Annotated in this window: 13 protein-coding genes; 6 read left to right on the forward strand and 7 right to left on the reverse strand. The window is 55.6% G+C overall.

Annotated elements, in window-relative coordinates:
* The first annotated feature begins 13 nt into the window (after nt 1-13).
* Nucleotides 14-715, forward strand: a complete 702-nt coding sequence (locus QLG09_RS13310; protein ID WP_212479862.1) for a DnaA inactivator Hda — start codon at nt 14-16, stop codon at nt 713-715.
* Nucleotides 716-771: 56 nt separating this feature from the next.
* Here QLG09_RS13310 and QLG09_RS13315 read toward each other — a convergent pair whose 3' ends face one another.
* The 3 genes from QLG09_RS13315 to celB are packed head-to-tail and all read right to left on the reverse strand — an operon-like array spanning nt 772 to nt 4,472.
* On the reverse strand, nt 772-2,193 hold the full coding sequence (locus tag QLG09_RS13315) for a leucyl aminopeptidase family protein (RefSeq protein ID WP_049022749.1): 1,422 nt from the start codon (nt 2,191-2,193) through the stop codon (nt 772-774).
* Nucleotides 2,190-3,149 (reverse strand): N(4)-(beta-N-acetylglucosaminyl)-L-asparaginase, encoded by a 960-nt coding sequence (locus QLG09_RS13320; RefSeq protein WP_049022750.1) that lies wholly within the window; start codon nt 3,147-3,149, stop codon nt 2,190-2,192. The genes QLG09_RS13315 and QLG09_RS13320 overlap by 4 nt, the downstream gene beginning before the upstream one ends.
* Before the next feature lie 3 nt (nt 3,150-3,152).
* Nucleotides 3,153-4,472 carry a PTS cellobiose transporter subunit IIC gene (gene celB / locus QLG09_RS13325; RefSeq protein WP_014171124.1) on the reverse strand — a complete coding sequence of 440 codons (1,320 nt, stop codon included), beginning with the start codon at nt 4,470-4,472 and terminating at the stop codon, nt 3,153-3,155.
* Nucleotides 4,473-4,617: 145 nt separating this feature from the next.
* Between celB and QLG09_RS13330 the strand changes: the two genes are divergently transcribed.
* Nucleotides 4,618-5,442, forward strand: a complete 825-nt coding sequence (locus QLG09_RS13330) for a helix-turn-helix domain-containing protein (RefSeq protein ID WP_282488982.1) — start codon at nt 4,618-4,620, stop codon at nt 5,440-5,442.
* Here QLG09_RS13330 and arsC read toward each other — a convergent pair.
* Both arsC and bepA read right to left on the reverse strand, forming a co-directional pair.
* A complete protein-coding gene (gene arsC, locus QLG09_RS13335) occupies nt 5,439-5,795 on the reverse strand; it encodes an arsenate reductase (glutaredoxin) (RefSeq protein WP_014171122.1) in 357 nt (118 codons plus the stop codon). The genes QLG09_RS13330 and arsC overlap by 4 nt on opposite strands.
* An 18-nt stretch (nt 5,796-5,813) precedes the next feature.
* Nucleotides 5,814-7,277, reverse strand: coding sequence for a beta-barrel assembly-enhancing protease (gene bepA, locus QLG09_RS13340; RefSeq protein WP_020883065.1), 1,464 nt, complete (start codon nt 7,275-7,277; stop codon nt 5,814-5,816).
* 221 nt (nt 7,278-7,498) lie between these two features.
* On the opposite strand from bepA, the gene QLG09_RS13345 reads away from it, so the two are divergent.
* Entirely contained in the window at nt 7,499-8,563 is a 1,065-nt protein-coding gene (locus tag QLG09_RS13345; protein WP_014171120.1) for an AI-2E family transporter, read from the forward strand.
* A 121-nt stretch (nt 8,564-8,684) separates the two neighbouring features.
* Here QLG09_RS13345 and bcp read toward each other — a convergent pair whose 3' ends face one another.
* Together bcp and QLG09_RS13355 are read right to left on the reverse strand one after the other, a co-directional pair.
* Entirely contained in the window at nt 8,685-9,155 is a 471-nt protein-coding gene (gene bcp, locus QLG09_RS13350; protein WP_014171119.1) for a thioredoxin-dependent thiol peroxidase, read from the reverse strand.
* The gene (locus QLG09_RS13355) at nt 9,155-9,724 is read right to left on the reverse strand and encodes a glycine cleavage system transcriptional repressor (RefSeq protein WP_014171118.1); all 570 of its coding nucleotides are present in this window, start codon (nt 9,722-9,724) and stop codon (nt 9,155-9,157) included. Before QLG09_RS13355 ends, bcp begins: the two co-directional genes overlap by 1 nt.
* Before the next feature lie 145 nt (nt 9,725-9,869).
* On the opposite strand from QLG09_RS13355, the gene dapA reads away from it, so the two are divergent.
* The 3 genes from dapA to purC all read left to right on the forward strand — a co-directional run bounded on the left by dapA (nt 9,870) and on the right by purC (nt 12,622).
* Entirely contained in the window at nt 9,870-10,748 is an 879-nt protein-coding gene (gene dapA, locus QLG09_RS13360) for a 4-hydroxy-tetrahydrodipicolinate synthase (RefSeq protein WP_014171117.1), read from the forward strand.
* Between the two features lie 16 nt (nt 10,749-10,764).
* The gene (gene bamC / locus QLG09_RS13365; RefSeq protein ID WP_020883067.1) at nt 10,765-11,799 is read left to right on the forward strand and encodes an outer membrane protein assembly factor BamC; all 1,035 of its coding nucleotides are present in this window, start codon (nt 10,765-10,767) and stop codon (nt 11,797-11,799) included.
* A 109-nt stretch (nt 11,800-11,908) separates the two neighbouring features.
* Complete coding sequence (purC, locus tag QLG09_RS13370) at nt 11,909-12,622, forward strand: phosphoribosylaminoimidazolesuccinocarboxamide synthase (RefSeq protein WP_008501631.1); 714 nt, start codon at nt 11,909-11,911, stop codon at nt 12,620-12,622.
* Nucleotides 12,623-12,705: the final 83 nt, after the last annotated feature.

The following is a 12,705-nucleotide window of genomic DNA, read 5'->3' on the forward strand; positions in this document are numbered from 1 at the left end:
GGTTGAGGTACTTCTGAACGGACCGGCACAGCTCTCTCTGCCACTCTATCTCCCTGACGACGAAACTTTTGCGAGTTTCTGGCCGGGTGATAACCCCTCTTTACTGGCTGCACTGCAAAACGTGCTGCGTCAGGAACACAGCGGATACATCTATATCTGGTCACGCGAAGGCGCGGGGCGCAGCCACCTGTTGCATGCCGCCTGTGCGGAGCTTTCCGCGCGGGGTGATGCGGTAGGCTATGTGCCGCTGGATAAACGTACCTGGTTTGTGCCTGAAGTCATGGAGGGAATGGAACATCTCTCACTGGTCTGCATCGATAATATCGAATGTGTGGCGGGGGATGAGCCGTGGGAAATGGCGATCTTTAACCTCTATAACCGCATTCTGGAGTCGGGGAAAACCCGGCTGCTGATCACCGGCGATCGTCCGCCGCGCCAGCTGAATCTGGGGCTGCCGGATCTGGCTTCCCGTCTGGACTGGGGGCAAATCTACAAGCTGCAACCGCTGTCGGATGAAGACAAACTTCAGGCGTTACAGCTGCGCGCAAGATTGCGCGGCTTTGAACTCCCGGAAGACGTGGGGCGTTTCCTGCTCAAGCGCCTGGACCGGGAAATGCGCACGCTCTTTGATACGCTCGATCAGCTCGATCGCGCTTCGATTACCGCGCAGCGCAAGCTGACCATTCCTTTTGTAAAAGATATTCTGAAGCTGTGATGCGCTTTTCTCCCTCTGCCTGGCGCAGAGGGAGAACCAGTGCCACTGGCTAAAACTCACCTGTCTTCCAGCAAATGCTCAACCAGAAGTGGAATGGGTCTGCCCGAGGCCACGCTTTTTCCATTCTCACGCCACAGCGCCGTGCCGCTAATATCCAGATGGGCCCATGGAATGGTCGGCGGGCAAAAATGGTGTAACAGCCAGGCCGCCGATGCGCTGATCGCCGCATTATTGGGTGGGGTATTGCACAGGTCGGCGATGGCGCTGTCGGTCTGTTTTTTTAACCGTGCATCCAGCGGCAGGGACCACACCTCATCACCGCTCCGTTTCCCCGCGCGGGTGAGCGCCTGACGCAGCGCTTCGTCCTGCGTCATTAACCCACTCAGCTCGTACCCCAGCGCTTTTACGACGGCACCGGTTAAGGTCGCCATATCAATAATATAGCGAGCCTGCGGATGACGCTGGCTGGCCCAGGCGATCGCATCCGCCAGTACCAGCCGGCCTTCGGCATCGGTATTGTTGATTTCAACCGTGATACCGTTGCAGGCGCTGGCCACCGTGCCCGGCTGCATCGCATCCGGTCCTATGGCGTTTTCCGCCAGCGCCAGTACGCCCATAATACGAACCGGCAGGCCGAGTTCTGCCACGCTCAGCATCAACCCGAGCACGTTCGCTGCCCCGCACATGTCATATTTCATGGTGTACATGCCCGCGCCTTCCTTCAGCCACAGGCCACCGGTATCAAACGTTATGCCTTTGCCCACGTAACAGCGTACCGGGCCATCAGCGATGCCGTTATAGTGAATGGCCAGCAGCCGCGGTGGACAGGTCGCGCCTTTACCGACGGCATGCAGAAGCCCCAGACCCTGTTCAATAATTTGCTTTTCATCAAGCACTTCACACCGCAGGGCGGGGAAGGCGGCGCACAGCTTTTGCGCTTCGTCGACGACATACTGCGGCGTACAGCGATCGGACGGCATATCCGCCAGACGTCGCGCGGCGACCATTCCTCGGGCAATGGCCTGCTGTTGCTGGAAGAGAGCGTCCAGCCTTTCACGCTGTTGCGGATGACACAGGGCGGTGACATGGCGAAGGCGAACGCTTCTTCCATCGGCTTTCTTAAGCTGCAGATCGCGAAGGTCATACGCCTGGTTAAAGAGAAAACGCAGAACCTGCGTCAGCACCCCCTCGTCAATATCCGTGACATCCAGTACCACATCGGCGCTGACCGGGGCTGCCAGCAGTGGACGGAGGGCGGCGAGTAACCCTTCTGTCAGACTGTCCTGCCAGAGCGCATCCGGCAGCAGCGTGATTCTGGCAAACGGAGCACAGCCGAAGCGGGTATCCGCGACGGCGTTTTGTTCACGCATTTCAGCGATGAGTGCGGTGTCCGGCAGTAACGCGCAGGCGGCCCGGGCAATAAGATGACTCTGGGGCTTTGCGTCTGCAAGGGCGATGATAAGCTCAAAAGTAATCATTGTGACTCCTCAACTGGCGCGCGGATCCGCGCGGCATAGGCCTGCATCCATTCCTCATCCACGGGCTGATAGTGCGTTTTTTCCCGCAGGCGCTCGGCGCGAAATACGGTGAGAGGCTGGCGGGCCGTTGCCACCACAAATGAGAAGGTTTTGATGTTGGTTGCGGCGCCGAATTCGCCTTTATTATTCATGCACACCACCGAGAGATCGCCCGCGCGGCCAAAGCGCGACATCAGTTTGTCTTCCAGTTCGAAGACCACCGAGTCCGCCGCCTGCTGCGGTGACATGCCCTGTGCCATGCGGCGAACAATTTCGTAGCTGGTGCAGCCTTTCATCAGGTCTTCCCCCACGCCGGTGGCGGTGGCGGCACCGGTTTCACTGTCGCAGTAAAAGCCGGAGCCGATAATCGGCGAGTCGCCAATACGGCCGCGCTTTTTCATAAACAGACCGCTGGTGGAGGTCGCCACGCTCATCGACCCCCTTTTGTCGAGGCCAATAATCCCGACGGTGTCATGCCCATCGTACGGGCTTAAGCCTTTGTCCAGCGTCTCCCGGCAGCGCTTACGGTAATGCTGCATCGCGCGGTCGGTAAGCATGGTTTTGTCGGCAAACCCCTGACTCAGCGCCCATTCGCGCGCGCCCTGGCCGACCAGCAGGCTGTTATAGCGCTGGCGGCTTAGCGCATGGGCGACACGCACCGGGTTCGCAATATCAACCAGATCTCCCACGGCCCCAAACGCAAGCGTATCGCCATCCATATACGCCGCGTCCAGTTCGACCTCGCCATTTTCGGTTGGCAGCCCGCCGTAGCCGACGGATTTATACAACGGGAAGTCCTCGACGGCAGCAACGGCATCGACCACCGCTTCTGCTACCGGTTTCCCCGCGGCCAGCGCAGACGCAGACTCCGTGACCCCTTCAAGCGCCATTCGCCAGGTTGCGATAATTCCCCACATGCTTTACTCCTGTTTTGCAAGGGTTGGGTCGGTTTGCGTCACGGTGGCAATCTCCGCGGCGCGGTATTGTTTATCCACGATACGCATGAAAGGCAGATACAGCATGGCGCCAATCAGCAGGTTGATAAGCTGCATCACGCTGCCGCTGAGATGCCCCGTGACGATAAACCCGCTGATTACCGGCGGTAACGTCCAGGGGATAAACACCCCGGTGGTCACAGCGACGGCACCCATTTTCATCGCGGCATATTGCACGGTAACCAGGACCAGCGGCACCAGATTGAACGGGATCAGCATGATGGGGTTCATGATAACCGGCAGACCAAACAGAATCGGCTCGTTGATGTTAAACACCGAGGCCCCCGCGCCGAGACGCGCCACCTCGCGCATGTTTTTGCTGCGGGCAAAAATCAGCATCGCAATCACCAGCGAGAGCGTTGCCCCTGCGCCACCCATCCAGATCATGTCAAAAAACTGTTCGGTGATAATGTGCGGCGGCGTCGTACCCGCCTGAATGGCGGCGATGTTATCGGTCTGGTTCTCCATCCACAGCGGGCGAATGATGCCGTTGATCATTGAACCGGAGTTAATGCCCACAGACCACAGAATGGTGATGCTGAACACCGTCATCAGCGCGCCGAAATAGGAGGTCCCGTAGTGGCGAACCGGCGTGGCGACCACTTCGTAAATAAACTGGTGAATGGTGTTGTAGTGAGTGTTTTCGAAAATGATGCGGATAATAAGCACCAGAATCATTACCAGCAGGGCCGGGATCAGCGCGGCGAACGACTCCTGCACCGCCGGCGGCACGCCATCAGGCATTCTGATGACCAGCTTTTTGCGCTTCAGCCAGCAGAACAACTCCGTCCACAGCAGAGAGCCAATCATCGCCACGAACAGCCCTTTGCTGCCAATCCACTCCACCGGCATGACCGTGATACCGCCGTTTTCGGCCACTTTGATAAAAGGTGTCAGGATTAAAAAGGCGACCAGAGCCAGAATGCCGCAGGAGATGCGATCTTCGCCGTAGTGTTCAGCCAGGCGAAACGCCACCAGGAAGCTGATAAACAGCGACATGGTTGAGAACACCGCGTTGAACGGAATTTCAATGATGGCACTCCAGCTTTCACCAAATGCCTGAGACATAAACTGCTGATAGGTTTGGTTCGGAAAAGAGGAGATGACCAGCAGAATCGAGCCGACGATGATAAACGGCATGAAGGAAACATAGGCCCCGCGTATGGCGCCCAGATGCCGCTGTTGCGCGGTTTTGGCCGCCAGCGGCATCAGTTTTGCTTCAAGAAATCCCAGAACATTGTTCATTGTGAACTCCGTACAAGATTGAGGGGTGTTGTTATGTTATGTCTGCGGATTATCAGTGAAGCGCGGTGGCTGAAAGGTGAAACAGGTCACAAAGCACTCGCTAAGATATTATAAATCTCATGAGATTAGTTATGGAGTTACAGCGATGGAAATCAAATTGCACGCCAATGCCACCACCACGCCGCGGATCCGTCGCTATCTGCAACAATCCAATAAAAGCGACAGAGAACTGGCTGCGGAGCTGGGTATTTCCGTGACGACCGTGCGGCGATGGCGCAATCGCGATCGGGTTTCTGACCACCATACGACCCCAAAATTGATACACAAAGCGATGAGACAAGAGCAGGTTGACCTCGTTAATGCCCTGCGTGATATCACGGGCGCACCGCTGGATGAACTCCTGCTGCTGGTTAACGCGGTGCTGGGGATTTCCGTTTCGCGGGCGACACTGAACCGATATCTCCGTCCCGCTCCTGCGAAACGCAAAGGCGTTGAACTTCAGGGGAAAAAAGCGCTAAAGGCAGGCGTTTTACCCACAAAACTGCTGGTGCATCACCAGCCTTTATCGCTGCATATGGATGATGGCGGGGAGCAGCATCTGCTGTGGGGGCGCGAACCGGTGAGCGGCTGGTGTTATGCCCGGCTCTATGCGGGAATTTCATCACAGCTGCTGAACAACTGGATGTGTGAGTTGCTGAACGCCTGTCCGGCTGGTATCCAATCTGTTGAGACTTTCGGTTTTGAACCCGACTTACCCGCGGGTGAACCTCTCGTAAAAGTACAGCCGACCAGGCACAAGGCCGTGCAGGTTGCGGTACCGCTCGGCGACATCATTCCACGAGTGAATGCTGTTCCGTTAGGGCAGGTGTTGATCGAGATGTGCGAGTTTTACAATCGGGGCAAAGCGCAGAAAAAGCTGGGAGAGAGCACGCCGCAGGCCTTTCTGGAAGCGCTGCGGCGTAAGGATTAGAGAATCTCGAGCACCTCTTCCGGCGGGCGTCCAATACGCGCCTGGCCGTTTGCGACCACAATGGGGCGCTCAATCAGTTTCGGATTTTCAACCATCGCCTGAATCAGCTCAGCCTCGGTTAGACGACTGTCATTCAGATTGAGCGACGTATACAGGTCCTCTTTCTGGCGCATTAGCTCTCTGGCACTGCCCATTCCCAGCATGTGCAGCAGCTGACGAAGCGTCTGTGCATCTGGCGGTGTCTCCAGATACAGCACCACTTCCGGGTCAATGCCGTTCGACTTCAGCAGGCTAAGGGTGTCACGGCTCTTCGAGCAGCGTGGGTTGTGGTAGATTTTTACCGCGTCTGTCATGACCTGAATTCTCCTTTATTACATCTTCTCGTACGGCTTAAAGCGCTGCTGCAGACCGCGAAGCTGATCGATACGTGCATCGTAACGGGCCTGTTGCAGACTGCCGAGCTTAACCTGGGAACTGGCACTGCTCAGGAGGGAAATCGCCTGATCAAGACGTCCCACCAGGGCAAAGCCTTCGGCGCGTGCCGCAAGCTCTTGATCGCGGTTGCCCAGCTGCGCTTCTGCCTGGGCAAGCAGATCCCAGCCGTTCTGATCGTCTTTATTGTTAAAGGTGTAGCGGTTCAGAATGTTCGCCGCTTCAGCAGGCTGACCACCCTGTAAGTAAGCATTCGCCAGGTTAAGCTGCAGCACCGGGTTAGTCCGCACCTCTTTTGCCCCTTTCAGGCGATTAATCGCATCGGTGGCTTTTTTCTGCCCCAGATCGATATCCGTGGCGAGATCGAGATACCACGGGTTATTCGGATCGGCGGCGAGAAGTGGCTGCAGCGTTTTACGCGCTTCGTCATATTTGCTGGCTTCCATCGCCTGTAACGCCTGGCCATACTGAGCCGCGTTTTTCTCACGCACGTTGCCTTTCGCCAGCGCATCCAGCAGGTCGCTGGTCAGCTGGTTACGCCCGGAATTGTACATTCCAAGCGTTCGCACTTTTGCCATGTAGAAATCCTGCGACGACTGAACCACGACCGGGCGCATCTGGTTGGCACGGTTACGCGCATCCGACAGACGGCTTTCCGGTAAGGGGTGCGTCAGCAAAATTTCCGGCGGACGGGAGGAGTAGCGCGCCTGGTCGAGCAGCTTTTCGAGGAAGCTCGGCATGGCCTGCGGGTCAAAGCCCGAACGTTGCAGCACCTGAATGCCAATACGATCCGCTTCCTGTTCATTTTGCTGGGTGAAACTGATCATCCCCTGACGTGTTCCCGCCAGCGTACCGGTTAACGCCGCCATCCCGGCCTGCGGGCTGGCCATTGCCAGCAGAATGGAACCCAATGCGCCAACCCAGGTCAGCGGAGCGTTACGCTTCTGGTCTTCCATTGCACGGGCAAGGTGGCGCTGGGTGACGTGAGAGATTTCGTGCGCCATGACCGAGGCCAGCTGACTTTCGTTATCAGAGTAGCGGAATAACGCCGAATGCAGCACCACGTTGCCGCCAAAGAAGGCGAAGGCGTTGATTTCGTCATTATTGATTAAATAGAAGTGGAAGGGGGTTTTTACCGAGTTGGCGTGCGCGACCAGACGCATGCCCAGCCCGTTAATGTACTGAACCAACAACGGGTCGTTAATCAGCGGCGCGCTGCCACGCAGCTGACGAACGTAATAATCCCCCATCTGCATTTCCTGCCCAATGGAGAGCGTGCTTCCTGCTGTAGTGCCCATGTCCGGCAATGAATCGGACGAGTCAGCGAAAGCTGGCAACACCTGACCGACCGTCAGTGCGGCAATCAGTGTCGCAACCAGTGTTTTTCTCAACTGCCTGAACATAACCACTGTCCTGTATTTGGGATGTGCTAATTTGACCGATGAACCGGCATATCGTTCATCTCCACTGCCCTGCGAGTGTAGCCGTGTTGAGGCATGAAGAAAATCCCATTCATCAGGGTTTTGCGGATCGTGGCAGGGAGACAAAAAGCGAAAGTCTTTTTTGTGACAGTTAGATACAATTCACGTTCTCACTCCCGCCATCCGATTCAGGGAAGGGTTGTATGCTCGAAATGTTAATGCAGTGGTACCGCCGTCGGTTTAGCGACCCGGAAGCCATTGCTTTGTTGGTTATTCTGGTCGCCGGATTCGGCATTCTGTTCTTCTTCAGCGGTCTTCTCGCCCCCCTGCTGGTCGCGATTGTGCTGGCGTACCTGCTGGAGTGGCCAACGGCGCGTCTGGAAAATATAGGCTGTTCCCGTCGCTGGGCGACCAGTATCGTCCTGGTGCTGTTTGTCGGCATCCTGCTGTTAATGTCGTTTGTCGTTATGCCTGTGGCCTGGCAACAGGGGATTTACCTTATCCGCGATATGCCCGGCATGCTGAATAAGCTTTCCGATTTTGCCGCCACGCTGCCGCGCCGATATCCCGCCCTGATGGATGCCGGGATCATTGATGCGATGGCCGAAAACATGCGCGCCCGCATCATGACAATGGGCGATTCCGTGGTGAAATACTCCCTGGCGTCGCTGGTAGGGTTGCTCACGCTGGCCGTCTACCTTGTCCTCGTTCCGTTAATGGTTTTCTTCCTCGTCAAAGATAAAGAGCAGATGCTGAACGCGGTGCGGCGCATTCTGCCGCGTAATCGCGGGCTGGCCGGGCAGGTGTGGGAAGAGATGAACCAGCAGATCACCAACTACATTCGCGGCAAAGTGCTGGAGATGATTGTGGTGGGTGTGGCTACCTGGATTGGTTTTTTAATTTTCGGGCTTAACTACTCGCTGCTGCTGGCGGTGCTGGTGGGGCTGTCGGTGCTCATTCCCTACATCGGTGCCTTTGTGGTGACCATTCCGGTTGTCGGCGTTGCGCTGTTCCAGTTTGGTCTGGGGACCGAGTTCTGGAGCTGCTTCGCCGTGTACCTGATCATTCAGGGACTGGATGGCAACCTGCTGGTGCCGGTGCTGTTCTCCGAAGCGGTGAACCTGCATCCGCTGGTGATTATCTTATCCGTGGTGATTTTCGGCGGGCTGTGGGGATTCTGGGGCGTGTTCTTTGCCATTCCGCTGGCAACGCTGATCAAAGCGGTGGTTCACGCGTGGCCGGATGTGCCTGCGGTTGAGGATAAGTAGATAGTTGTGCGGCCTGATACCCTCTCCCGTGGGGAGAGGGGCAAATATCAAAAACGGTAACCTGCGTTACCGTATTGCATTTACCGCGTAGGTCGGGTCAGGCGAAGCCGCGGCCCAACGATCAGGCGCTTTGTTTGAGCCAGTTCAGCACCACGTCGTGGTGGTTGCTGGTTTTGAAGTCATCAAACACATGTTCAACTTTACCGTCAGCGTCAATCAGGAAGCTGATACGGTGAATGCCGTCGTAGGTTTTGCCCATAAAGGTCTTCTCGCCCCAGACGCCAAACTGCTCGCATACCTGGTGGTCTTCGTCAGAAAGCAGCGTGAAGTTAAGCAGCTCCTTTTCAGCAAATCGTGACAGCTTTTCTGGCTTATCGGTGCTGATACCCAGCACTTCCACGCCGACTTTTTTCAACTCGTCCATGTTGTCGCGTAAGCCGCAGGCCTGTACGGTGCAGCCCGGGGTCATGGCTTTCGGGTAAAAATAGACCAGAACACGCTGTCCCTGGAAGTCGGTCAAATTTACTTGCTCACCATCCTGGTCAGGTAAGCTAAATTTCGGTGCGATGTCACCGGCTTTCAGTGGGTTCATTACTCAACTCCATCCTGTTCATGCTGCGAATAATTGACGACGCTTATACTGCCTTGCGCGTTTAATTCTGTACAGAGGGCTTTGAACGCTTGCTCGATATTTGACGCATCCTGCGAGGCAGGACTGTGCGCGGTAATCTGAATAAAAAGGGTGGGAATGGCGCTGCCGTCACCCGGCTGCGTTCGGGAAACGAGTTCGGCAATATTCATCTGATGGCTGTCAAATAACGCGGTGAAGCGCTCAATCAGATGGGGTGAATCGGGGACTTCAACCTGCACCCAGACGGTCGCGGGCAGGGCCGGACGTGGGCGAGCAGTGGTGCGTTTCATCACGATCAGCAAATCCAGCTCCGCACCTTTGAGCGGCAGGGTCGATTCGATAAGGGTAATGGCATTCCATGTCCCGGACAGCAGCATAATAAACGTGAACTCTTCGCCCAGCATAGCCAGACGACTGTCCTCGATATTACAGCCGCAGCTGCTCACATGGCGGGTGATGGTGTTCACGATACCCGGCCTGTCAGCACCCAGCGCAGTGATAACCAGGTAATGTTGTGATGAGGTTGTCAAACCTGTTCTTCCTTTGCATGGTTAAGTCTTCCTAAGGAAAGCATAAAAAAAACATGCATACAACCGCCTGAGGGCCTCAGGTCGCTTGCTTTTATTACAGTTCCAAACGTACCATTGAGGCTCTTGTTCGCACAGAGGATGGCTCATGTTCACGGGAAGTATTGTCGCGCTTGTTACACCGATGGATGAAAAAGGTAATGTCTGCCGGTCAAGCATGAAGAAGCTGATTGATTACCATGTCGCCAATGGAACCTCGGCGATCGTTTCGGTAGGGACTACCGGTGAATCTGCAACGCTAAGCCACGAAGAGCACGGCGATGTGGTGATGCTGACCCTGGAACTGGCTGACGGGCGTATCCCGGTCATCGCAGGGACAGGCGCTAACGCCACGGCAGAAGCTATCAGTTTGACCAAACGTTTTAACGACAGCGGCATCGTGGGCTGTCTGACGGTGACCCCTTATTACAACCGTCCTACTCAGGAAGGTCTGTTCCAGCATTTCAAAGCCATCGCAGAACATACTGACTTGCCACAAATTCTGTATAATGTGCCGTCCCGTACTGGCTGCGATATGCTGCCGGAAACCGTTGGTCGTCTCTCGAAAGTAAAAAATATTATCGGGATTAAAGAGGCGACAGGGAACTTAAGCCGCGTTCATCAGATCAAAGAGCTGGTTTCAGACGACTTTATCCTGTTGAGCGGCGATGATGCGACCGCACTGGACTTTATGCAGCTCGGTGGCCATGGCGTGATCTCCGTAACGGCGAACGTTGCGGCCCGCGATATGGCTGAAATGTGCAAACTGGCGGCTGCCGGTCACTTTGATGAAGCTCGCGTGATTAATCAGCGTCTGATGCCGTTGCATAATAAATTATTTGTCGAACCCAATCCGATCCCCGTGAAATGGGCGTGTAAGGAGTTGGGACTTGTAGCAACCGATACGCTGCGTCTGCCAATGACACCGATTACCGACCACGGTCGTGAAATTGTCACAGCAGCGCTGAAGCATGCCGGTTTGCTGTAGAGTTTAGGGAGATTTGATGGCTTATTCAGTACAGAAGTCGCGCCTGGCGAAGGTTGCGAGTGTTTCGCTTGTTATGCTGCTCGCTGCCTGTAGTTCAGACTCGCGCTACAAGCGCCAGGTGAGCGGTGATGAATCCTATCTGGATGCGACCCCGCTTGCTGAACTTCACGCACCGGCTGGTATGATCCTGCCGATTCAGAACGGCGATTACAATATTCCCGTGACCAACGGCAGCGGCCTGGTCGGTAAAGCGCTCGATATTCGTCCGCCAGCACAGCCTCTGGCGCTGGTGAGCGGGGCGCGTACCCAGTTCACCGGTGACACGGCGTCGCTGCTGGTTGAAAGCGCCCGCGGTACCACCCTGTGGCCGCAGGTTGTGAGCGTCATTCAGGCGAAGAACTACACCATCGATAAACGTGATGATGCCAGCCAGACCTTAACCACCGACTGGATCGAGTGGAACCGTCTGGACGAAGATCAGCAGTACCGTGGGCGTTATCAAGTCTCCGTTAAACCTCAGGGTTATCAGCAGGCGGTTACCGTTAAGCTGTTGAACCTGGAGCAGGCGGGTAAACCGGTTGCGGATGCCGCATCAATGCAGCGTTACAGCACTGAAATGCTGAACGTGATTGCCGCGGGTCTGGATAAGAACGCCAGCGACGCCGCTAACGCAGCGCAGAGCCGCAACGGCGCGACGTTTGACGTTCAGAGCGGTGCGGATGACACCGGTCTGCCAATGCTGGTTGTGCGTGCACCGTTTAACCAGACCTGGCAGCGCCTGCCAGCGACGCTGGAAAAAGTGGGCATGAAAGTGACCGACAGCACCCGTTCAACCGGTAGCATGACGGCAACCTATAAGCCGCTGTCTGACAGTGCATGGCAGGAACTGGGTGCCACCGATCCACAGCTGGCTTCCGGCGACTACAAGATTCAGGTAGGTGACCTCGATAACCGCAGCAGTCTGCAGTTTATCGATCCGAAAGGCCACACGCTGACCCAGTCGCAGAACGATGCGCTGGTGGCCGTCTTCCAGGCTGCATTCAGCAAATAAATACGAGGGCTGGTTAATCCAGCCCTTTTTATTTTCGTGCTACGCAAACGTGTGCGTGGCATAATATCCCCAGTTTTGAACACCAATCATCACACCAGGAGTAATGAAGATGCAGAAGCAAGCTGAGTTGTATCGTGGCAAAGCGAAGACCGTATACAGCACGGAAAACCCGGATCTGTTGGTGCTCGAGTTCCGCAATGATACGTCAGCAGGGGATGGCGCACGCATTGAGCAGTTCGATCGTAAAGGCATGGTGAACAACAAGTTCAACCACTTCATTATGACCAAACTGGCCGAAGCGGGTATCCCGACCCAAATGGAAGCGCTGTTGTCCGATACGGAATGTCTGGTGAAAAAACTGGATATGGTTCCGGTTGAGTGCGTCATTCGTAACCGCGCAGCAGGCTCCCTGGTGAAGCGTCTTGGTATTGAAGAAGGTATTGAGCTGAATCCACCGCTTTTTGACCTGTTCCTGAAAAACGATGCCATGCACGATCCGATGGTCAATGACTCTTACTGCGAAACCTTCGGCTGGGTGAATAAAGAGAACCTGGCGCGCATGAAAGAGCTGACCTACAAAGCCAACGACGTGCTGAAAAAACTGTTTGATGACGCGGGTCTGATCCTCGTCGACTTCAAACTGGAGTTCGGCCTGTTCAAAGGCGAAGTGGTTCTGGGTGATGAGTTCTCTCCGGACGGCAGCCGTCTGTGGGATAAAGAAACGCTGGATAAAATGGACAAAGACCGTTTCCGTCAGAGCCTGGGTGGCCTGATTGAAGCGTACGAAGCGGTTGCTCACCGTTTAGGCGTTAAGCTCGACTAACTCCCTCATCGCCAAAGGATATGTATATCCTTTGGCGTCTTACCCTTGTTTCCTATGGTAATCTTGCCGTTAACCGCCTACGA

The organism is Enterobacter sp. V89_11 (assembly GCF_029967775.1).
Classification (GTDB): Bacteria; Pseudomonadota; Gammaproteobacteria; order Enterobacterales; family Enterobacteriaceae; genus Enterobacter; species Enterobacter ludwigii.